Genomic DNA, 20,010 nt, shown 5'->3' with positions numbered 1-20,010 from the left:
AGGATCGTGCTGCGCGTAGGATCAGGCGCCATGCGCACGTCCGGTGTTACCGACGTCGTCGTCGGGATGAGCACGAGCGACCACCTCTGCTGGTCGTTCGACGACTTCACCGACTTCCGCGCACGGGCGGCCGAGTTCCTCGTGGACGGCCTCGTCAGGGGCCAGCGCGCCTGCTACGTGGCCCGCGGCGACGCCCGCGAGCTGGCCGGGCACCTCGCGTCGTCCCCCGTCCTGGCCGCCGCGCTGCGCGACGGTTCCGCCGAGGTGATCCCGCTCGAGTCGCGGTACCGCTCCGGTGCCACGGTGTCACCGAACGACCAGGTCGCCGCCTATGCGGAGGCCACCAGCGCCGCACTGGCCGACGGCTTCACCGGCCTGCGGGTGGCCGCGGACGCCACCGCGCTGGTGAGCTCACCGGCCTCGCTCGACGCGTTCTGCCGCTACGAGCACCTCATCGACCGGTACATGACCGGCTCGCCGTTCTCCGCGATGTGCGCCTACCACCGCCCGGAGCTCGCCGACGGCACCGTCGAGCAGCTCGCGTCGATGCACCCGGTCAGCAACGCCCGCGGCGCCCCGTTCCGCCTGCACGCCACCGCCGACGGCCTGGCCCTCGTCGGCGAGATCGACCGCGCGAGCCGCGAGCTGCTGCCGCTGGCCCTGCTGCGCGCGGAACCGCCGGTGGACCGCAGCGAGCTCCGCGTCGACGCGACCGGCCTGCGCTTCATCGACCACCACGGCCTGCTGGCCCTGCACGACTGCGCGCGCTCCCACGCCGCGACGCTCGTGCTGCGCTCGGAGAAGTCCGCCCTCGCACGCCTGGTGTCCATCCTCGGGCTGGAAGACGTGGAGTGCGTCCGATGACGGCGGGGTTCTTCCACGAGTGCGCGCTCTACGACTCGGAAGACACCTTCCTGGCGCTCGCCGTGCCGTTCGTGGAGGACGGGCTGCGGGCGGGCCACCCGACCTTCGTCGCCTGCGCGGAGGACAACACGGCCCTGCTGCGCGGAGCACTGGGCCGCGACGACGCCGTGACCTACCTCCCCGCCGCCGACCAGTACGCCCGTCCCGCGGACGCGATAGCGAGCTACCGCGAGATCTGCGCGAAGCTCGTGTCCGCCGGTGCCACCGGCATCCACGTGGTCGGCGACGTCCCCCACCCCGGCGTCGGCGCCCCCTGGGACTGGTGGGCCCGCTACGAGGCCGCCGTCAACCGGGCCTACGCCGAGTTCCCGCTCCACGGCCTGTGCCCCTACGACACCAGGACCACCCCGGACTACGTGCTGGCCGACGTCGCCAGCACCCACCCCAACGTCGCAGGCCAGGGCACGCCGAACCCGCACTACGGCGCTCCGCTGAGCGCACCACGCCCCGACGTCCTCGAACAGGCGCCGCCGCTGGTCGAGCTCGTCGACCCGACCCCGTCCGCCGTGCGCGGTGCCGTCCTCGCGGCCATCGCCGGCGTCCGGCTCGACGAGGACAGCGCGCACGACGCGGTCTACGCGGCCAGCGAGATCATCACGAACGGACTGACCCACGGCGTCGGCCCGGTCCGGTTCCGGCTGTGGGCGGACGCGGCACGGGTGGTGGTCGCGACGACCGACCACGGTACGGGGCCGTCCGACCCGCTCGTGGGGCTGATGCCGACGGAGGCCACGCAGACGGCGGGCCTGGGGCTGTGGATCCTGCATCGGACGTGCAACTACGTGTCGATGGGACGCGGTGACGACGGGTTCACGGTGCGGGTGAGCGTGGGCGCCTGAGCCCGGAGCGCCCGTCGCGGGGAGGGGGCAGAATTCCGGCGTGAGCGCCACCGTCTCCGCCAAGCTGCTCTCGCTGCTCGGCACCTTCGACACCCGCCACCGCGCCCAGACCCTCAGCGGCATCGCACGCCGCAGCGGCCTGCCGGTCAGCACCACCCACCGCCTGCTCGCCGAGCTGGAGGGCTGGGGCGCGGTCCGGCGGCTCGCGTCCGGGGAGTACGTCATCGGGCGCCGGATCTGGCGGCTCGGCCTGCTGGCGGCGGGCGAGGTGGACCTGAGCCGGGTCGCGGAGCCATTCCTGCACGACATCCACGCGGCCACGCGGGCCGTGGTGCACCTGGCGGTGCGCGAGGGTGCGGAGGTGCTGTACCTGGACCGGGTGTCCGGGCACGCGTCGGTGCCGATCGTGAGCACCACGGGCAGCAGGTTGCCGTTGCACGCCACGGGCGTCGGGAAGGTGTTGCTCGCGCACGCGCCAGCGGAGGTGCAGGAGGAGGTGCTGGCGCATCGGCTGACGCGGTGCACGGCGTTCACGATCGTCGATCCGGCCCGGTTGCGCGCGCAGCTGCACCGCATCCGGCGGGACGGGTACGCGCAGACGTTCGAGGAGATGACGCTCGGCGCGTGCTCGGTGGGGGTGCCGGTCGAGGTGCGCGGCGGGGTCGTGGCCGCGCTCGGGATCGTGGTGCCGGACCTGCGCAGCGTGCGGGGGCGGCTGGTGGCGGCGTTGCAGGTCGCGGCCCGCGGCATCGCCCGGACGATGGAGTCCGGTTTCCACCCACCGGAAAGCGGGGTTGGATGATCAGCTCGCCTGCGGCTCTACTCTGCGCTGTGGCGAGCGAAAAGCGTGAACTCTTCATCGGCGGCGAGAACGTTCCGGCACTGGACGGCCGCACGACCGAGGACCTCAACCCCTACACCGGCGACGTCTTCGCCGTGGTGGCCGCGGCCGGCACCGCCGACGTGACCCGTGCCGTGGACGCGGCCCAGGCGGCGTTCGAGCAGTGGTCGGCGACCTCCCCGGCCACGCGGCGCGCGATCCTGCTGCGCGCGGCCGACCTGCTGGGGGCCAGGGCACCGGACGTCGTGCGGGTCATGGCCGCCGAGGTCGGCGGTGTCGCCGGGTGGGCCGGCTTCAACGTGGCGCTCGCGACGAACGTGCTGCGCGAGTCCGCGGCCGCCGTCACCCAGCCCGTCGGCGAGGTCCTCACGACCGAGACCGCGGGCCAGCTGTCGCTCGCGGTGCGCGAACCGCTCGGCGTCGTCGCCGCCTTCGCACCGTGGAACGCGCCGGTCATCCTCAGCACCCGCGCCGTCGCCGCCCCGCTCGCCGCCGGCAACACCGTGGTGCTCAAGCCCAGCGAGGACGCCCCGATCACCGCCGGTCTGCTCATCGCCGAGGTGCTGCACGAGGCGGGGCTGCCCGCCGGTGCGCTCAACGTCGTCACCAACGACCCCGCCGACGCCGCCGACGTGGCCGCCGCGCTGATCACCGACCCGCGGGTGCGCGCCGTGAACTTCACCGGCTCCACCGAGGTCGGCCGCACCGTCGGCACCCTGGCCGCCCAGCACCTCAAGCCGGCGGTGCTGGAGCTCGGCGGCAAGAACGCCCTGCTGGTGCTGGAGGACGCCGACCTCGACCACGCCGTGAACGCGGCCGTGTTCGGCTCGTTCCACAACTCCGGCCAGATCTGCATGTCGACCGACCGCGTCCTCGTGCACCGCTCGATCGCCGAGGAGTTCACCACCCGCTTCGTCGCCAAGCTCGCCGCGCTCCCCCACGGCGACCCGAGCGACCCCGGCACCGTCTTCGGCCCGGTGATCAACCGGCGTTCCGCGGACCGGGTGTCCGCGCTGGTCGAGGAGGCGGTCTCCGCGGGCGCCCGGCGGCGCACCGAGGGCACCGGACCGACCGTGCTCGACCGGGTCACCCCGGACATGCGGATCTTCCGCCAGGAGATCTTCGGCCCGGCCGTCGTCATCGTGCCGGTCGCCGACGACGACGAGGCCGTCGCCATCGCCAACGACACCGAGCACGGCCTCACCGCGGGCATCCTCACCGAGGACACCCGCCGCGGCCTCGCACTGGCCCGCCGCATCCGCACCGGCATCGTGCACGTCGGCAACCAGACCGTGGCCGACGAGCCGCAGGCACCGTTCGGCGGGGTGAAGTCGAGCGGCTACGGCCGGTTCGGCGGCCGGTGGGGCGTGGAGGCGTTCTCCGCGACCCGCTGGGTCACCGTCGCCGGTTCCCACGGCCACTTCCCGTACTGACGCCGCTGACCACCACCAACATGGTCGCCACTCGCCGAACCAGGCTGCGTGCGCAGGTCAGCCGCAGGCGCTGTTGGTAGTGGAAAAGTGCTTGTTGATGTTGAGTTGGTGGTACTTGCAGACGCCGGCAGAGGCAGGGTGGCTAGGTGCGAGGGGGCAGACCGGCCTCGTGGGCCACGATGGCCGCCTGCACCCGGTTCTGCGCCCCGAGCCGGGTCAGGATGGCGCTCACGTGCCCCTTCACCGTGCCTTCGACCAGGTCCAGCCGCCGGGCGATCTGCGCGTTCGACAGGCCCTCGCCGAGCAACGCGAGCACGTCGCGTTCGCGGGCGGTCAGCTCCTCGACCCGCGCGCGGGCGGCGCCGGTCCGGGTGCCGCGGAACCGGGTGATCATCCGGGCGGCGACCTTCGGGGCGAGGTAGGCGCCGCCGGCGGCCAGCGCGTGGACGCCCGCGATCAACTCGCGCGGGTCGCCCGACTTGAGCAGGAACCCGCGTGCGCCGCCGTCGAGGGCCTGTTCGAGGTAGCCGTCGTCGTTGAACGTCGTCAGCATCGCGACGCCGAACCCGTGGCGCGCCAGCTCCTCCGCCGCCCGCAGGCCGTCGAGGCGGGGCATGCGGACGTCCAGCAGCACGACGTCGGGGCGGTGCCTCAACGCGAGGTCGACGGCCTCGTGACCGTCGGCGGCCTCGGCGACGACCTCGACAGCCGGGTCGGCGCTCAGGATGGCGCGCACGCCGGCCCGCACCATGGCCTCGTCGTCGGCGAGCAGTACGCGGATCACTGGTCCCCCGGCTGTGGCAGCGTCGCGACCAGCTCGAACCTGCCGTCGCCACGAGTGGTCCGCAGCGTACCGCCGGCCAGCCGCACCCGTTCGCGCAACGCCACCAGGCCGAGCCGCGACCCGGCGGCCCGCCGTCCGCCCAGCGCGTTGCTCGCCTCCACGACGGTCGTGGCGTCGGCGGTCGTGACGGTCAGGTGCAACACCGAGTGCGGCGCGTGCTTCGCGGCGTTCGTCAACGCCTCCTGCACGACCCTGCGCACGGTCGGCTCCACTGTGGACGGAACAGGTCCATCCGCGGTGAACCGGACGTCCAGGCCCGCCCGCACGGCCCGGTCCACGAGGTCCCGCACGCCCTCGACCGCAACCGGCTCACCATCGCGCAGCAGGAACACCAGGTCCGCCAGCCGTTCCGTGGCACCGGCCGCCGTGCGCCGCAGCTGTGCGGCGGACTCGCGGTGCTCCGGCGGCAGCGTCATCTCCAGCGCCCCGGCCTGCAGCGCCAGCAGGCTCAGCTCGTGGCCGAGGCTGTCGTGCACCTCGTGCGCGATCCGGGTGCGTTCCCGCAGGTGCGCGGCCTCGACGGCAGCGGCGGCCAGTGCGGCCTGCTGGTGGACCACCCGGCCGAGGAACCACGGCAGCGCCACCGCGACCGCCACGATCCCGGCCGCCACGCCTCCCGCGAGCGCCCCCAGCGGGAACAGCACGGCCGGCCACAGCACCGCCGTGCGCCGCCCGAGCAGGAAGGACACCGCGAACAACGGCACGCACACCGCAGCCGTCCACGGCGGCACGGAGTCGTCGATCGCGAACGACACGGCCGCCGCCACCGCGACGCACGCCGCGAGCGCCGCCGCCTTCACCGCCGCCACCGCACGACCGCGACGCTGATGTTCATCACGCTGGACACGCCCAACCACACCACGAGCGGCAGCGAATAGTGCGCCAGTTGGAAGAACGTGATGTCGCGCCCGCCGCCGTACAGGAGCCCCAGCAACCACGGCGCCGCCACCAGCAGCCCCACCGGCACGAACCGCAGCACCTGCCACGGCCTGGGCCACCGCCGCGGCCGCCGCAGCGCCCGCACGCCGAGCGCCACCGACAGCAGGGTCAGCGCCGCCAGCACGAGGTCCGTGAGCAACCGGAACGACGACGGCTGCGCGGGCACCTTCCCGTCGAGCAGGTCCGCGATCCCGTCCTCCAGCTGCGAGGTGCCCTCGTTGCCCAGTCCCACACCGCTGTTGGCCATGACCGCGACGCCGTACCCGGACGACGTCAGCAACTGCCCGGCCGTCGCCGTGAACCAGATGCCGTTGTGCCGCAGGCCGCGCCTGTCGCGCACCCAGCCCAGCCCCTCCTGCGGCCGCAGCCGCCCCTGGGCCGCCAGCCACCTGCCCATGTCCGCGGCGGTGGTGACCACCCCGTCGGACCCGGCGACGAACCGGTGCGGCTCGGTCACCGCGACCGAGAACCCGTACGCGTACCCGTGTCCCGTGCGGTAGCCGGCCGGCAGGTCGCGCGGCGTCACGTCGATCGCGACCGTTTCGCGCATGTCCAACGGCTCGAAGACGTGCTTCCTGAGGTGGTCGTCGAAGTTCTCACCCGACACGACCTCCACCACCCGCGCGGCGACGTGGTAGTTCGTGTTGGTGTACCGGTGTTCGGCACCGGGATCGGCGGCGAGCGTCGCCTGCTGCGCCCGCCGGACCGCCCCGTCGAGGGTGTCCGGCTGCGGCAGGCTCTTCTCCGGCAACGTCCGGTCGGTGATGCCCGAGGTGTGCTCCAGCAGGTGTCGCACGGTGATCCGCCCGCCCCGCGGGTCGGCGACCTCGAACTCGGGCAGGTAGGTGCGCACCGGCCGGTCCAGGTCGAGCTTGCCCGCGTCGGCGAGCTGGCGGACGGCCAAGGCGGTGAACGACTTGCTGACCGAGGCGATCGCCATCTTCGAGTGCTCGGTGAGCGGCGCGCCGGTCGAGTCGCGGCCGTAGCCCTTGGTCGCGATCACCCTGTCCCCCTTCGTGATCGCGACCGCGACTCCGGGGTAGGAGGCCTCTGCGAGGTACGCGGCCACGTGACCGTCCACTGCGGACAGATCGGGTGGGGAGACCAGTGCGGCGACCAGGCCGATCGCCCAGATGCTGTTCATGGTCGTGACCGTACGAAGCGCGGGCCCGCGGCACCCGACCCGGAAGACGGGGCGGACCCCCGACGAAAGTCAGGGGTCCGCGCCGGTGCCGAACTACGAGGATCAGTGCCCCGCGGCCATCTCCGCCGCCAGTCGCTCGTCCCCGCTCTGCTCCTTGAGCGGCTTCTCCTTGATGAACACCACCGCGAGGAACGCGAGCACCGCGAACGGCGCCCCCACCAGGAAGATCTCCGCCGTCGCCGTGGCGTAGATGTCGGCGATGACGGCCTTGACCTCCGGCGGCAGCTTCGTGATGTCCGGTACCGCGTTCTCGCCGCCGGCGGTCGCGATCGGGCCGAACTTCTCCTCGGTCAGCGACGAGACCTTGTTGGCCAGCACCGCGCCCAGCGCCGAGACGCCGATCGCGCCGCCCAGCGAGCGGAAGAACGTCAGCGTCGAGGTCGTGGCGCCGAGGTCGCGGGCGGGCACGTCGTTCTGCGCCGCCAGCACGAGGTTCTGCATCAGCATGCCGACGCCCACGCCGAGCACGAACATGTCGACGCCCACCATGAACACCGTGGTCTGCGCGGTGATCGTGGACAGCAGCAGCATGCCCGCGACCATGACGACGCCACCGGCGACCAGGAACGCCTTCCACCGGCCGTACTTCGTGATCAGCTGGCCCGCGACGGTGGACGACACCAGCAGGCCGAAGATCAGCGGCAGGCCGAGCAGACCGGCCTGGGTCGGGGTCTTGCCGAGCGAGAGCTGGAAGTACTGCGACAGGAAGACCGTGCCGCCGAACATCGCCACGCCGACGAGCGCGCTCGCGAGGGTGGCCAGCGAGACCGTGCGGTTGCGGAAGATCGACAGCGGGATGATCGGGTCGTGGGCGCGGGACTCGACCCACACCGCGGCGACGAGCAGCACCACGCCGAGCGACACGAGCAGCGCGGTCCAGCCGGAGGCCCACTCGAACTTCTGGCCGGCCAGCGAGGACCACACCAGCAGCGTCGACACACCGGACACGATGAGGAACGCGCCCAGGAAGTCGATCTTCGTGTTCTCGTTGCGCACGACCGGGAGGTGCAGGGTGCGCTGCAGCAGCCAGATCGCGGCCAGCGTGAACGGGACGCCGATGAAGAAGCACCAGCGCCAGCCCAGCCAGGAGGTGTCGACCAGCAGGCCGCCGATCAGCGGGCCGGCCACGGTGCCGACGCCGAACACGGCGCCGAACAGACCGGAGTAGCGGCCGAGCTCGCGCGGCGGGATCATCGCCGCCATCACGATCGTGGCGAGCGCGGTGACACCACCGGCGCCGAGGCCCTGCACGACGCGGCTGACGATCAGCATCTCGATGTTCTGCGAGAAGCCCGCGATCAGCGAGCCGACGACGAACAGGCTCAGCGAGGCCTGGATCAGCAGCTTGCGGCTGTAGAGGTCGGCGAGCTTGCCCCACAGCGGCACGGTCGCGGTCATCGCGAGCAGCTCGACGGTGACGATCCAGGCGAAGATCGACTGCGAGCCCTTGAGGTCGGCGACGATGCGCGGCAGGGCGTTCGAGACGATGGTGCTCGCCAGGATGGACACGAACATGCCCATCATCAGGCCGGACATGGCCTGCAGGACGTCGCGTCTGCTGTGGGCGGGTCTTGGCGCTTCGGTTCCGGTGCTCATGAGGGTCCCCCTTCGTGGTGGTGCGGTGCGTGAGCCAGTCCGGCACCGAGCAGGTCGAGCGCCTCGGAGATCAGGTCGCCCAGCGCGACCTCGTCGTCGAGCGCCCAGCGGGTGACCGCGCAGCGGAACGCGACGGTGCCCGCGGCCACCAGCAGCCGCGGGTACAGGTGGTCGGCGGGCAGCCCGCTGCGCTGCGCCACCGCCGCGCCGATCAGCTGCTCGGCCTCCGCGCTCGACGCGAACGCGCGGACCAGCAGGTCGGGGCGTTGCATCAGCACGTCCTTGCGCAGCAGCCACAGGTCACGCGCGTTGTTCAGCTCGTCGTCGATCTCCGCCAGCACGGCGGCGCGGAACGCCTCGAAGGGCGTGACCCCGTCCGCCGCGAGGACGCGCTCGGCCATGCGCGGGCCCGTCTCCGGGTCCGCGCCGATCAGCGCGTCGTCCTTGCTCGCGAAGTAGTTGAAGAAGGTGCGCACCGAGACGTCGGCCTCGGCGGCGATCTCCTCCACGGTGACGTGGTCGAAGCCCCTCTCAGCGGAGAGGCGCAGCGTCGCCCGCTCCAGCGCGGCACGCGTGCGGCGCTTCTTGCGGTCGCGCAGGCTCTCCCCCGACTGGTTCACGGGTCGACAGTACAGGATATTTTTGCAGTCACTGCAAGTTTGCAGTGTGTGAAGGGTCTCGTCGGCGCGTGCCGGTCACGACCAGGGCGACTTCGGCCGTTCCTGCAGCTCACCGTCCAGGTGCAGGTCGACCTTCTCGCTGTAGAAGCACGCCAGCCCGGCGACCTTCTGGCTCTCCGGCAGCGGGGTGCGGTAGATCCACGCGAGGTCCTCGTGCAGGACCCCTCCGACCTCGACCGACCAGTACGTCGCCGTGCCCTTGTACGGGCACCGCGTCTGCGTGGCGGAGGGGCGGAGCAGGTCGAACCGGACATCACTCAACGGCAGGTAGTACCTCGGTGGCAAGCCGGTTTCGAAGAGGACGCGCGGCTGGGCCGAGGCGGCCAGCGTGACGCCGTTCAACGCCACCCGCACGTGCCGCGAGCTGTTCAGCACGTCCACGCGCGTGTACGGGTCGCGCGGGTGGACGTAGACCGGCTCGTCCTCCTCCAGCCACTCGTCCATCGCCGCGAACTCGAACCGCACGAGGTCCCGCAGCTCCTCGACCGGCGAGCCGGGGTAGGTGAGCGCGGCTCCCTCGGCCACTCCGCCCCTGGTGACCACGTCGTGCAGCACGCCTTCGCCCCGGCTCGGCGAGTGCCGCGTCTCCCCCGTCGGCCTCAGCTCGGCACGCACGGACGCCAGCGGCAGGTAGTACGCCGGGTAGTGCGGGATCTCCCAGACCAGCCGCGGCGCGGTCGTGTCCGCGACCAGCTCGCCACCGGAGTACGTGCGGACCCGCTTCGCCGAGTGCTCCACGCGCACGCGGCCACGCTGCTCGTTGTCCATGTACCGGCACAACAAGACGCGATCGGCGGCTGTTCCGCGGCCCGCCCTCGACGCGGGGCGCAAATCGCTCGATCGGGTATCACCTACTGGGGTACAAGGAAGGTGAAATCCCGGTCGGCGTCGTTGGGGGGTCAACGACCATGCCTACGCTCCTCGCATGCCGGAGGAAACCGACAAGGCTGGTCCGACACCTCCCGCCGCACCGGCGGGACCGGTCGTCATGAGCACGCCGATCCACGATCAGATCGCCGCTCAGCTGGGAGTTCGTCAAAAGCATCGACGGCCCGACTGATCACGGCTATGAATGGCTCCTCAGCCCGCTGGAAGGGGAGCCATGCGCGCGTTCGTGCCCAGGTTGGTCGCGGCGGTCGCGGTCGCGGTGTCCACCCTCGCGCCCGCACCACCCGCGTGGGCCGCGGTGCCGCCGATCGCCTGGCAGGCGTGCGGCCCCGACCACCCGGGCTTCGAGTGCGCGCAGCTCGTGGTGCCGCTCGACCACGACCACCCGCGCGGCGCCACGACGACGCTCGCGCTGACCCGCCTGCCCGCCGCGGACCCGGCGCGGCGGATCGGGTCGCTGCTGTTCAACCCCGGCGGCCCCGGTGCCTCCGGCCTCGACTACACGTGGGCGTGGGGCGCCCGGATGTCGGCGGGGACGCAGGGCCGGTTCGACGTGGTCGGCTTCGACCCGCGCGGCATCGGCCGGTCGGACCCGTTGCGCTGCTTCGCCTCCGAGCAGGAGCGCGCCGAGTACCTGGCCGACCTGCCGCTGTTCCCCTACCGGCCGTCGATGCAACGGCCGTTCTTCGACCGGTACCGCGCCCTCGCCGCCAAGTGCGACCAGCCGATCGCACGGCACATGAGCACCGCCGACGTCGCACGCGACATGGACCTGCTGCGCCGCGCGCTGGGTGATCGCAAGCTCACGTACTTCGGCCACTCCTACGGCTCGTACCTCGGCACGACGTACGCGAACCTGTTCCCCGGCAACGTCCGCGCGCTCGCAATCGACGGCGTGCTGGACCCCGAGCGGTACTCGAGCGGCCGTCAGATCGAGTCGGACCGCGTCGCCGGCGAGGAAGTGCTCGACGAGTTCTTCCGGCTCTGCGACGAGGCCGCCTGCCCGCTCGCACCCGCCTCGCGGCAGCGTTACGACGCGCTGCTCGCCGCCGCGCGGGCCAACCCGGTCCAGCTCGGCGACGAGCTGTGGACCTACGACCAGATCGTGGGCCACGCACGACTCACCGGGTACGCATCGGAGCTGTGGACGGTCATCGCGACCACGCTCGCCCAACTCGCCGATGCCGCTGCTGAACCTCGTGTCACCACACTCGTGACTCCGCTTTACGACAACATGTTCGACGCCAACCTCGGCAACACGTGCGCGGACATCGAGTTCCCGCGCAACTTCGAGACCTACCGCGCCATCGGGCGTTATGCGGAGGCGGGTTCCGAGTTCGGCCCGTACTGGTGGTGGACGAACTCGGCGTGCGCCGACTGGCCGGCGAACGAAGACCGTTACACGGGCCCGTGGACCGCGCGCACGTCCGCACCGGTACTGGTGGTGGGTGGCTACTTCGACGGAGGAACGGACTACCGCGGCGCACAGGCCGTGGCCCGGCAACTGCCCAACAGCCGGCTGCTGTCGTACGCGGGCTGGGGGCACGTGTCGTGGCGGCGCAGCCAGTGCGCGGCCGACCACATCTACGCGTACCTGCTGGACGTGAGGCTGCCCGCGCCTGGCACGGTGTGCCCGGCGAACCCCAACCCGTTCAGCGCCGCGCCGTCCCAACTGGCCGAAGACGACTTTCGTCGCTACACGCACCCCGCCGCAGCGAGATAGGAAGAGCGCTCCTGGCCGACACGAGGGGACTCGCCCATGCGAACAACCGCGCTCGTCGCGCTCGCAGCGCTCATGGTCACGCTCACCCCGGTGGCGCACGCCGGGCAGGGTGCGCCCGGGATCGACTGGCAGGCCTGCGGACCGGAGCACCCCGGCTTCGAGTGCGGCACGGTCCGCGTGCCGCTCGACCACGACGACCCGCGCGGCGCCACGACCACCGTGGCGCTGACCCGCAAGCCCGCCACCGACAAGGCCCGCCGCATCGGGTCGCTGTTCCTCAACCCCGGTGGCCCCGGCGGGTCCGGCGTCGACCTGGCCCACTCGATCGGCGACCAGCTCTCGGCCGCACTGCGGGGCCGCTTCGACGTGGTCGGCTTCGACCCGCGCGGCGTCGGCCGCTCCGACCCGCTGCACTGCTTCCCGAGTGAGGAGGCCCTGGACGAGTTCTTCGAGGGCCTGCCCGGCTTCCCGTACCGGGCGGCGCAGGAGCGCCCGTTCTTCGACCGCTACCGCACCCTCGGCCCGAAGTGCCGCTCCGGCGAGCCCATCGCCCGCCACATGAGCACCGCCGACGTGGCCCGCGACCTGGACCTGCTCCGCAGCGCCGTCGGTGACCGCAAGCTCACCTACCTCGGCTTCTCCTACGGCTCGTACCTCGGCACGACGTACGCGAACCTGTTCCCCCGCAACGTCCGCGCGCTCGCGATCGACGGCGTGCTCAACCCCGTGCTGTGGTCGGGCGGCCGCCAGATCGAGTCGGACCGCATCGCCGGCAAGGAGGTGTTCGACGAGTTCCTGCGCCTGTGCGACGAGGCGGCGTGCCCCCTCGCCCCGAACTCAGCCCAGCGCTGGAAGGCCTTGCTCGCCGCGGCGAAGGCCAAGCCGATCCAGCTGGGCGACCAGACCTACACCTACGACGCCATCATCGGCACGGCCATCGGCACCGGCTACGCCCCTGACGCCTGGCCCGCCATCGCCGCCCTGCTCGACAGGCTCTCCGACGCCTCCACCGGCACCGTGCTGACCGCCGCGGAACCGGACTACGACAACTTCCTCGACGCCTACAACGGCAACGCGTGCGCCGACATCGAGTACCCGCGCAACTTCGAGACCTACCGCGCCATCGGGCGTTATGCCGAGGCGGGTTCGGAGTTCGGCCCGTACTGGTGGTGGGGCAACGCCGCGTGCGCGAACTGGCCCACGAACCCCGACCGCTACACGGGCCCGTGGAACGCCCGCACCTCCGCACCGGTACTGGTGGTGGGCAACTACTTCGACGGTGCGACCGACTACCGCGGTGCGCAGGCCGTGGCCCGTCAGCTGCCCAACAGCCGGTTGCTCACCTACGCGGGATGGGGTCACACGGCTTATGGGGTCAGTGCGTGCATCACGGACCACATGAACGCGTACCTGCTCGACGTGAAGCTGCCTGCGGCGGGCACGGTGTGCGCGGCCAACCCGAATCCGCACCTGCCCGGTTCGGCGGCGTCCGTGCCGTTGTACAAACACCGCCGCTGACCACTCGCCGCCTCATCGCTGCCCAGGCATCTGCAAGTACTTGCAGATGCCTGGGCAGCGGGGGCGGGCCGATGGGCCTGTGGGGCGTTCGTGCGCGGTTGTGAGACAGCACAGGCGGTTTTAGCCGGCGAGAGCGAAGAGCTCCTCCGGGCGGCCGGTGGACTTCAGGACGGCCAGCGACTGCTTCTCCAGCTGGCGGATCCGTTCACGGGTCAGGCCGAGCTCGTCGGCGACCTCCTGCAGCGTCCGCTCCCGGCCGTCCTCCAGGCCGAAGCGCAGCCGCATGATCCGCCCCTGGCGCTCGGGCAGGACCTCCAGCAGCGACCGCACGCCCTCGACGAACTCCTGCTGCTCCACCAGGTCCGGCGCCGACACGCCGTCACCGTCCTGGATCAGGTCGCCCAGCACCGAGTCACCCTCGTCGCCGACCGGCGTTTCCAGCGACACGCACGTGCGGGCCGCGTCGCGCAGGTCATGCACGCGCTGCGCGGACACCTTGGCGTGCGCGGCGATCTCCTCCACGGTGGCCTCGCGACCGAACTCGGCGGAGAGCTTCTGCCCGATCCGGTTGAGCTTGTTGACCTCTTCCACGACGTGCACCGGCAGGCGCACGGTGCGGGTCTGGTCGGCCAGACCGCGTTCGATGGCCTGGCGGATCCACCACATGGCGTAGGTGGAGAACTTGTAACCCTTGGCGTAGTCGAACTTCTCGACCGCGCGGATCAGGCCCAGGTTGCCCTCCTGCACCACGTCCAGGAACGGCAGGCCGCGGAACGAGTGCTTCTTCGCGACCGACACGACCAGGCGCAGGTTCGCGCGGATCATGTGGTCCTTCGCGCGCTCGCCCTCGGCGACCAGCCGGCGCAGTGTGCGCCGGTCCCGCGTGGTGTCGCCGGAGTCGAGCAGCTGCTGTGCGTACAGGCCGACCTCGATCGCCTTTGCGAGCACGACCTCCTCCGCGGCGGTGAGCAGCGGCGTGCTGCCCACGTCGCGCAGGTACTGGCCGACCAGGTCCGCGTCCTGCTGTCCGGACGCGCGGTTCTTCAGTTCTGCAGGCATGACAGATCCCCCGTTTCCGATTGGCAGGTGGTGCGGGCGAGCTGGCCGCCTCTGGTGTAACGGTTCAGACCTCTTGGTCATTCCGCGTTTTCGGTTGTGACCTCAGCCTCACCCGTGTGATCGCGTGGTGTTCCACGCGTTGCACGGTGATCTCCCAGCCGGAGACGTGCACCACGTCTCCGGGCCCTTCCGGGATTCTCCCGAGGACCACCAGGACCAGACCCGCGATCGTCGCGTAGTCCCCCTCCGGTGCCTCCGGCAGCTCGACCCCGATGTCAACGAGGTCGTGCACCGGAAAAGTTCCCGGCAGGATCAGCGAACCGTCCGCTTCGGTGCGGACGTTCGCGACATCGCGGTCCGTCTCGTCGTAGATCTCACCGACGACCTCCTCGAGCAGGTCCTCCAGCGCGACGATGCCGTCGACCGCGCCGTGCTCGTCCACCACGAGCGCGAGCTGTTCGCGCTCGGCCTTCATGCGGCGCAACGCGTCGGTCACGCGCAACGAGTCCGGCAGCATCAGTGCGGGCCGGGCCACGTCCTTCAACGCCGCCGTGTCGTCCAGCACGTCGCGCAGGTGCACGACGCCGATCACGTCGTCCAGGTGGCCGTCCCGCACCACCGGCGCCCGTGAGTGCCCGGACTGGGCCAGGGTTTCCCTCGCCACGGGGATGGTCAAACTCGCGTCGAGCACAACCACCTGCCGACGGGGCACCAGCACCTCGCGCAGCCGCCGTTCGTGGATCTCCAGCGCACCGGTCATGATCTCCCGCTGCTCGGCGTTCAGGTGCTTCTGCACGGCCACCAGCTCGCGCAGCTCGTCGGGTGACATCTGCTCCTCGTCGGCGTTCGGGTCACCGCCGAACACGCGCACCACGAGGTCGGTCGCCTTGCTGAGCAGCCACACGACCGGGCGGGAGACGGTCGACAGCACGTCCAGCGGCCGGGCGATGATCTTCGACCAGCGCACCGCGTACTGCATCGCGAGCCGCTTGGGCGCGAGCTCGCCGAACACCAGCGTGACGAACGTCAGCAGGATCGTCACCAGCGCGATCGCCACGCCGTTCGCCGCACTGCCGAGGAACTCCAGTGCGGGCACCAGCGGCTGCGCGAGCGACACCGCCGCGGTCGCGGAGGCGAGGAACCCGGACAGCGTGATGCCGATCTGGATGGTTGCGAAGAACCTGTTCGGATCCCGTGCCAGTCGCACGAGCGTGCGGTGCCCATCCCGTTCCAGCGCGCGCAGCTGCCCCTCACGCAGCGACACCAACGCCATCTCGCTGCCCGCGAACGCAGCGTTCAACAACACCAGCACTCCGACCAGCGCAAGGTCGAACCCGAAGCCGTCCATGCGTTTGGGTTAGCACCCGCGGTGGTATTTCGCGACCTGACGGCCGTCTTGAGCAGCCAGGGCAGCCAGAACGTGAACGGGGTGGATCGAGATGGACGCTCCCGAGGTGCTCCGCACCTCAGCGCGATATCCCCTGCCCGACTCCGACCCGGATCTGGCGGACCTGCGCTCGTGGGCTTCGACGTTGCTTGCCGACCTGTCCGAGGACGTGCTGCTGGACGTGCAACTGGTGTGCACCGAACTGGCCAGCAACGCTTATGAGCACGCGGCCGCTCCACGGGTGGTGCGCATGTCACGCACCGATGAGGTCATTCGCGTCGAGGTCGAGGACGGGACACCCGCCGAACTGCCGCAGCTGGGCGAGTCGCGCATCGCCGACTCCCGCGGGCGTGGCTTGGTGTTGGTCGCCCATCTCTCTCGTTGCTGGGGTACGCGTGAGGCCGCCGACGGCAAGACCGTCTGGGCGGAGATCAGCGTCTGAGCTCAGGCGCACGGTTCGGCTGTGCGTTTCGCACGGTGAAGACATGACATCGCGCGGATGGATGTTGCCGGGCGTCGGTTCGACGCTCAGTGCATGACAACGACGACAACTTCCGCGGTCCGGCCGCTGGTGCGCCACGGCGTCGAGATGCTCGTGGCGATGCTCCTGGGAATGTCCCTGCTGGGACCCCTGTGGACGCCGGACTCGATCGAGCTCACCGTCCTGTGGATGGCTGTGTCGATGTCCGTGCCGATGGCGCTGTGGATGCGCTATCGCGGTCATGGGCGCGTGGTGGAGATGTGCGCCGCGATGGCGGTGCCGTACCTCGTGCTGTTGGTGCCCTACTGGTCGGGTGCGGTGGACCGCGATGCCGTGCTCATGGGCGGTCACCTGCTCATGGTGCCCGCGATGATCTTCGTGCTGGTCCGCTACCGCCACGAGCACGGCGTCGCGTCCACCAACCCGGCCATCCGGTTCCTGGGCGACCGTTGGCCGACGATGGTCGCGCTGGCGCTGACGTTCGACTTCTGGCAGGCGGCGCTGGTGCCCCCGGTGTGGACGCTGCTGGTGTGCCAGGCCGTCTACCTGATGTGGGGCCGGCGGGCACCGCGCGTGCAGCTGGCCGTGTTCGGGGCCTACGCGGCGCTCGCGGCCGTGGTCACCACCTCGTCGGCCGACCTCGGCGTGGTGCTGATCGCCGCCGGGTGGGGCGCGCACGCCGTCTGGGACCTCGTGCACCACGTCCGCAACGCCGTCGTGCCGCGCTGGTGGTCGGAGTTCTGCGGGGTGTTCGACCTGGTCGTGGCGGTCACCATCATGATCGCGTGGCTCTAGGGTGGTGGCGGTGACCGAGCTTTCCCGGACCGAGCTGCCCCGGACCGATCCGGCACGGGCCGCGTTGCGCTGGACGCTGCACTCGCTGTGGGCGGGCTCGCTGGTCGTGCCGCTCGTCGCGGTGCTGCGCGAGCCGACGGCTACGCGCTGGCTAGGCGTGCTGGGCCTGGTGCTGCTCGCGGCGGCGTGCGTGGTGGCGGTGCGCACCAGGACGTTCTGGGTCCTGGGTGCGGCCGCGCTGGTGTCGATCCCGCTCGTGGCGCCGGTCGGACCGGCCGGTCTGCACCCGTGGGCGTGGGTCGGCGGGGTCGCGGCGGGGTTCGCGCCGCTGCTGCTCACCGGCGTGTGGCGGTGGGCGGCGGCAGTCGCCGGGGTGGCGCTGGCGGGGGTGGTGGGGTTCGCCGTCGGTGGCATGCCCGCGACCCACCTGCTGATCGCCGCCTCGGTCGCGGCCACGGTGATCGCAATGGCCGGGCTGCCGACGTGGTACGCCGGGCTGCTGGAGCAGGCGCGGGCGGGCCGGGAGGCGCGGGCGGCGCTGGCGGTGAGCGAGGAACGGCTGCGGTTCGCCCGCGACGTGCACGACCTGCTCGGGCACCGGCTGACCGTGATCGCGCTGAAGGCCGAGCTGGCCGGGCGGCTCGCCGGCACGGACCCGCAGCGGGCGGCGGCCGAGGCGTTCGAGGCGCAGCGGCTGGCGTCCTCGGCGCTGAGCGAGGTGCGCGCCGCCGTGGACGGCTACCGGGCGGTCGACCTGGCCGAGCAGCTGGCGGCGGTGCGCGGCGTGCTGCGGGAGGCCGGCATCCGGTGCACGGTCCCCGACAGTGGCGGCCTCACCGGTGACAGCGCCACCCAGCTCGCGCTGGCGGTGCGGGAGGCCTGCACCAACGTGCTGCGCCACAGCAGGGCGACGTGGTGCATCATCGACCTCGCCGAGCGGGACGGGGAGGTGCTGATGACGGTCACGAACGACGGCGTCGACCCGGACGTGCCCGAACGCGGGGGCAACGGCCTGCGCGGCCTGGGCGAACGGCTGGCCGCGCACGGCGGCCGGATCTCCGGCGAGCGCTCGGCCGGCACCTTCACGCTGCGGGTCGTGGTGCCCGCGTGATCAGGGTGCTGCTGGCCGACGACGAGGAGCTCATCCGCGACGCCCTCGCCGCGCTGCTCGACCTCGAACCGGACCTGTCGGTGGTGGCCAGCGCCGGTGACGGCCGCGCCGCCGTCGACGCGGCGCTGGCCCACCGCCCCGACGTCGCCGTGGTGGACCTCCAGATGCCCGCCCTGGACGGCTTGGAGGTCACCGCGGAGCTCGCCCGCGTGCTGCCGTCGTGCGCCGTCGTGGTCCTGACCGGCCGCGGCCGCCCGCCGCACCTGCAACAGGCCCTGCGGGCGGGCGCGAAGGGCTTCCTGCCCAAGGGCTCCCCCGGCGGCACGCTCGCCGACGTCATCCGCCGCGTGCACTCCGGGTCCCGCTGGGTCGACCCGGCGCTCGCGGCCGACGCGCTCGCCGCTCCCCCGTGCCCGCTGACGCAGCGCGAGTTGGAGGTGGTGCGGCTCAGCGGGTTCGGCACCCCGGTGGCGCAGATCGCGGCCCGCACGTCGCTGTCACCGGGCACGGTCCGCAACCACCTGTCGGCCGCGGTGGCCAAGCTGGGCGTGGCCGGCCGGGGTGAGGCGTTCCAGCTGGCGCAGGAACACGGCTGGCTCTAGTTCGACGTCAGCACGTCGAACGCGTGCTTGCGGTGCACCGCGAAGAGCTGCAGAGCACCCTCGACGTCCTCGGCCCGCAAGGCTTCCACCAGCGCACGGTGTTCGTCGCGCACGTGCTCCAGGTAGCCCTCCGTGCTCACCGCAACGCGCGTGAGCAGGAACAGGTGCACCTGCGACCGGATGGCCTCCCAGGCGTGCACGAGCCGTGAGTGGTCGGCGGCGGCGTAGACGGCGTCGTGGAACTCGATGTCCAGCTGCACCATCTCGTGCGGGGTGCGGGCGCGTTCCATCTCCTGCGCGGCCTTCTCGACGGCGGTGAGGTCGGCGGCGGTGTCGACGACCCGGCGCACCGCGAGCACCTCCAGGGCGCCGCGCAGGCTGTCGAGCTCGGCCACGTCGCGGGCCGACAGCTCGGCGACCGTCGCGCCGCGGTGCCAGCCGGTGCGGACGAGCCCCTCGCGTTCCAGCTGCTGCAGCGCCTCGCGGACCGGGCCGCGGCTGACCTCCAGCGCCTCGGCCAGCTCCACCTCGCGCAGCGGGCTGCCGGGCGGGTAGCGGCCGTCGAAGATCGCCGTCCGGATCGCGTCCGCGACCTCGCTGCTCAGGCCGCGCCTGCGGGCGGGCTCCAACCGTGCCATGGCGCAATGTTAACAAGCGCACATTCCGCTGACCAGCGTCGTTGTCCTAATGTCAACATTCAGACAACAGAAAGGCACTAGCGTGAGCATCCCCCGCTTCCACCTCGCCATGCCCGTCGACGACCTCGCCGCCGCCCGCGCGTTCTACGGCGGCGTCCTCGGTCTCGACGAGGGCCGCAGCTCCGACACCTGGATCGACTGGAACCTGCACGGCCACCAGTTCGTCACGCACCTGGCCCCGCGGGTTGAGCGGGTGCACAACCCGGTCGACGGGCACGACGTGCCGGTGCCGCACTTCGGGTTGCTCCTCACGCCCGACGAGTTCCAGGTCCTCGCCGCGAGGCTCACGGCGGCCGGCACGCGGTTCGTCATCGAGCCCTACCTGCGCTTCGCGGGGCTGCCCGGCGAGCAGTGGACGATGTTCCTGCTGGACCCGGCGGGCAACGCGCTGGAGTTCAAGGCGTTCGCCGACGACGCGCAGGTGTTCGCGACGTAAAGGGCGGCCAAA

20 protein-coding genes are annotated in these 20,010 nt (G+C 71.8%); 11 read left to right on the top strand and 9 right to left on the bottom strand.

Features of this window, described 5'->3' with window-relative positions; all coding sequences use genetic code 11:
• The first annotated feature begins 6 nt into the window (after positions 1-6).
• Genes ACVDFE_RS22335 through ACVDFE_RS22320 form a run of 4 tightly spaced genes read left to right on the top strand, consistent with a single transcriptional unit; the run spans position 7 to position 4,037 of the window.
• Positions 7-864 (top strand): MEDS domain-containing protein, encoded by an 858-nt coding sequence (locus ACVDFE_RS22335; RefSeq protein WP_360389737.1) that lies wholly within the window; start codon positions 7-9, stop codon positions 862-864.
• Positions 861-1,763 (top strand): sensor histidine kinase, encoded by a 903-nt coding sequence (locus ACVDFE_RS22330; RefSeq protein ID WP_360389740.1) that lies wholly within the window; start codon positions 861-863, stop codon positions 1,761-1,763. Before ACVDFE_RS22335 ends, ACVDFE_RS22330 begins: the two co-directional genes overlap by 4 nt.
• A 40-nt stretch (positions 1,764-1,803) precedes the next feature.
• Positions 1,804-2,565, top strand: coding sequence for an IclR family transcriptional regulator (locus ACVDFE_RS22325; RefSeq protein ID WP_360389743.1), 762 nt, complete (start codon positions 1,804-1,806; stop codon positions 2,563-2,565).
• 29 nt (positions 2,566-2,594) lie between these two features.
• Positions 2,595-4,037 (top strand): aldehyde dehydrogenase family protein, encoded by a 1,443-nt coding sequence (locus ACVDFE_RS22320; RefSeq protein ID WP_458431708.1) that lies wholly within the window; start codon positions 2,595-2,597, stop codon positions 4,035-4,037.
• A 142-nt stretch (positions 4,038-4,179) separates the two neighbouring features.
• Here ACVDFE_RS22320 and ACVDFE_RS22315 read toward each other — a convergent pair whose 3' ends face one another.
• The 6 genes from ACVDFE_RS22315 to ACVDFE_RS22290 form a co-directional block, all read right to left on the bottom strand.
• The gene (locus ACVDFE_RS22315) at positions 4,180-4,821 is read right to left on the bottom strand and encodes a response regulator (protein WP_458431707.1); all 642 of its coding nucleotides are present in this window, start codon (positions 4,819-4,821) and stop codon (positions 4,180-4,182) included.
• Positions 4,818-5,690: a sensor histidine kinase gene (locus ACVDFE_RS22310; RefSeq protein ID WP_458431706.1), complete on the bottom strand. Its 873-nt coding sequence runs from the start codon at positions 5,688-5,690 to the stop codon at positions 4,818-4,820. Before ACVDFE_RS22310 ends, ACVDFE_RS22315 begins: the two co-directional genes overlap by 4 nt.
• Positions 5,678-6,964, bottom strand: coding sequence for a serine hydrolase domain-containing protein (locus ACVDFE_RS22305; RefSeq protein ID WP_458431705.1), 1,287 nt, complete (start codon positions 6,962-6,964; stop codon positions 5,678-5,680). The genes ACVDFE_RS22310 and ACVDFE_RS22305 overlap by 13 nt, the downstream gene beginning before the upstream one ends.
• Positions 6,965-7,066: 102 nt before the next feature.
• Positions 7,067-8,620: an MDR family MFS transporter gene (locus ACVDFE_RS22300; RefSeq protein WP_458431704.1), complete on the bottom strand. Its 1,554-nt coding sequence runs from the start codon at positions 8,618-8,620 to the stop codon at positions 7,067-7,069.
• Positions 8,617-9,240, bottom strand: coding sequence for an acyl-CoA-like ligand-binding transcription factor (locus ACVDFE_RS22295; RefSeq protein ID WP_360389760.1), 624 nt, complete (start codon positions 9,238-9,240; stop codon positions 8,617-8,619). Before ACVDFE_RS22295 ends, ACVDFE_RS22300 begins: the two co-directional genes overlap by 4 nt.
• Positions 9,241-9,315: 75 nt before the next feature.
• Positions 9,316-10,068: a DUF427 domain-containing protein gene (locus ACVDFE_RS22290; RefSeq protein ID WP_458431703.1), complete on the bottom strand. Its 753-nt coding sequence runs from the start codon at positions 10,066-10,068 to the stop codon at positions 9,316-9,318.
• A 334-nt stretch (positions 10,069-10,402) separates the two neighbouring features.
• Here ACVDFE_RS22290 and ACVDFE_RS22285 point away from each other — a divergent pair, with 334 nt between their 5' ends.
• Together ACVDFE_RS22285 and ACVDFE_RS22280 are read left to right on the top strand one after the other, a co-directional pair.
• The gene (locus ACVDFE_RS22285) at positions 10,403-11,911 is read left to right on the top strand and encodes an alpha/beta hydrolase (protein ID WP_458431702.1); all 1,509 of its coding nucleotides are present in this window, start codon (positions 10,403-10,405) and stop codon (positions 11,909-11,911) included.
• Between the two features lie 36 nt (positions 11,912-11,947).
• Entirely contained in the window at positions 11,948-13,429 is a 1,482-nt protein-coding gene (locus tag ACVDFE_RS22280) for an alpha/beta hydrolase (RefSeq protein ID WP_458431701.1), read from the top strand.
• A 120-nt stretch (positions 13,430-13,549) separates the two neighbouring features.
• On the opposite strand, the gene ACVDFE_RS22275 is transcribed toward ACVDFE_RS22280, so the two are convergent.
• Both ACVDFE_RS22275 and ACVDFE_RS22270 read right to left on the bottom strand, forming a co-directional pair.
• Positions 13,550-14,488 (bottom strand): sigma-70 family RNA polymerase sigma factor, encoded by a 939-nt coding sequence (locus tag ACVDFE_RS22275; protein ID WP_360389772.1) that lies wholly within the window; start codon positions 14,486-14,488, stop codon positions 13,550-13,552.
• A gap of 64 nt (positions 14,489-14,552) precedes the next feature.
• Entirely contained in the window at positions 14,553-15,836 is a 1,284-nt protein-coding gene (locus tag ACVDFE_RS22270) for a hemolysin family protein (RefSeq protein WP_360389775.1), read from the bottom strand.
• Between the two features lie 91 nt (positions 15,837-15,927).
• Between ACVDFE_RS22270 and ACVDFE_RS22265 the strand changes: the two genes are divergently transcribed.
• The 4 genes from ACVDFE_RS22265 (at position 15,928) to ACVDFE_RS22250 (ending at position 18,864) form a co-directional block, all read left to right on the top strand.
• Positions 15,928-16,317, top strand: a complete 390-nt coding sequence (locus ACVDFE_RS22265) for an ATP-binding protein (RefSeq protein ID WP_458431700.1) — start codon at positions 15,928-15,930, stop codon at positions 16,315-16,317.
• Positions 16,318-16,410: 93 nt separating this feature from the next.
• Positions 16,411-17,151, top strand: a complete 741-nt coding sequence (locus ACVDFE_RS22260) for a hypothetical protein (protein ID WP_458431699.1) — start codon at positions 16,411-16,413, stop codon at positions 17,149-17,151.
• A gap of 10 nt (positions 17,152-17,161) precedes the next feature.
• A complete protein-coding gene (locus tag ACVDFE_RS22255; RefSeq protein ID WP_458431698.1) occupies positions 17,162-18,262 on the top strand; it encodes a sensor histidine kinase in 1,101 nt (366 codons plus the stop codon).
• Entirely contained in the window at positions 18,259-18,864 is a 606-nt protein-coding gene (locus ACVDFE_RS22250; RefSeq protein WP_360389786.1) for a response regulator transcription factor, read from the top strand. Before ACVDFE_RS22255 ends, ACVDFE_RS22250 begins: the two co-directional genes overlap by 4 nt.
• Here the strand turns inward: ACVDFE_RS22250 and ACVDFE_RS22245 are convergent.
• A complete protein-coding gene (locus ACVDFE_RS22245) occupies positions 18,861-19,502 on the bottom strand; it encodes a GntR family transcriptional regulator (protein ID WP_458431697.1) in 642 nt (213 codons plus the stop codon). The genes ACVDFE_RS22250 and ACVDFE_RS22245 overlap by 4 nt on opposite strands.
• 109 nt (positions 19,503-19,611) lie before the next feature.
• Here ACVDFE_RS22245 and ACVDFE_RS22240 point away from each other — a divergent pair, with 109 nt between their 5' ends.
• Positions 19,612-19,998, top strand: coding sequence for a VOC family protein (locus ACVDFE_RS22240; protein ID WP_458434378.1), 387 nt, complete (start codon positions 19,612-19,614; stop codon positions 19,996-19,998).
• The last annotated feature ends 12 nt before the right edge of the window (positions 19,999-20,010 follow it).

It is taken from the genome of Lentzea chajnantorensis, assembly GCF_054300775.1.
This window is presented reverse-complemented; position numbering and strand designations above follow the sequence as displayed.

Excerpts from the sequence above, each read along its gene's own strand:
- ACVDFE_RS22330 (WP_360389740.1), top strand. The coding sequence starts at position 861 with ATGACGGCGGGGTTCTTCCACGAGTGCGCGCTCTACGACTCGGAAGAC.
- ACVDFE_RS22305 (WP_458431705.1), bottom strand. The coding sequence starts at position 6,964 with ATGAACAGCATCTGGGCGATCGGCCTGGTCGCCGCACTGGTCTCCCCA.
- ACVDFE_RS22300 (WP_458431704.1), bottom strand. The coding sequence starts at position 8,620 with ATGAGCACCGGAACCGAAGCGCCAAGACCCGCCCACAGCAGACGCGAC.
- ACVDFE_RS22290 (WP_458431703.1), bottom strand. The coding sequence starts at position 10,068 with ATGGACAACGAGCAGCGTGGCCGCGTGCGCGTGGAGCACTCGGCGAAG.
- ACVDFE_RS22285 (WP_458431702.1), top strand. The coding sequence starts at position 10,403 with ATGCGCGCGTTCGTGCCCAGGTTGGTCGCGGCGGTCGCGGTCGCGGTG.
- ACVDFE_RS22280 (WP_458431701.1), top strand. The coding sequence starts at position 11,948 with ATGCGAACAACCGCGCTCGTCGCGCTCGCAGCGCTCATGGTCACGCTC.
- ACVDFE_RS22275 (WP_360389772.1), bottom strand. The coding sequence starts at position 14,488 with ATGCCTGCAGAACTGAAGAACCGCGCGTCCGGACAGCAGGACGCGGAC.
- ACVDFE_RS22270 (WP_360389775.1), bottom strand. The coding sequence starts at position 15,836 with ATGGACGGCTTCGGGTTCGACCTTGCGCTGGTCGGAGTGCTGGTGTTG.
- ACVDFE_RS22265 (WP_458431700.1), top strand. The coding sequence starts at position 15,928 with ATGGACGCTCCCGAGGTGCTCCGCACCTCAGCGCGATATCCCCTGCCC.
- ACVDFE_RS22260 (WP_458431699.1), top strand. The coding sequence starts at position 16,411 with ATGACAACGACGACAACTTCCGCGGTCCGGCCGCTGGTGCGCCACGGC.
- ACVDFE_RS22245 (WP_458431697.1), bottom strand. The coding sequence starts at position 19,502 with ATGGCACGGTTGGAGCCCGCCCGCAGGCGCGGCCTGAGCAGCGAGGTC.
- ACVDFE_RS22240 (WP_458434378.1), top strand. The coding sequence starts at position 19,612 with ATGCCCGTCGACGACCTCGCCGCCGCCCGCGCGTTCTACGGCGGCGTC.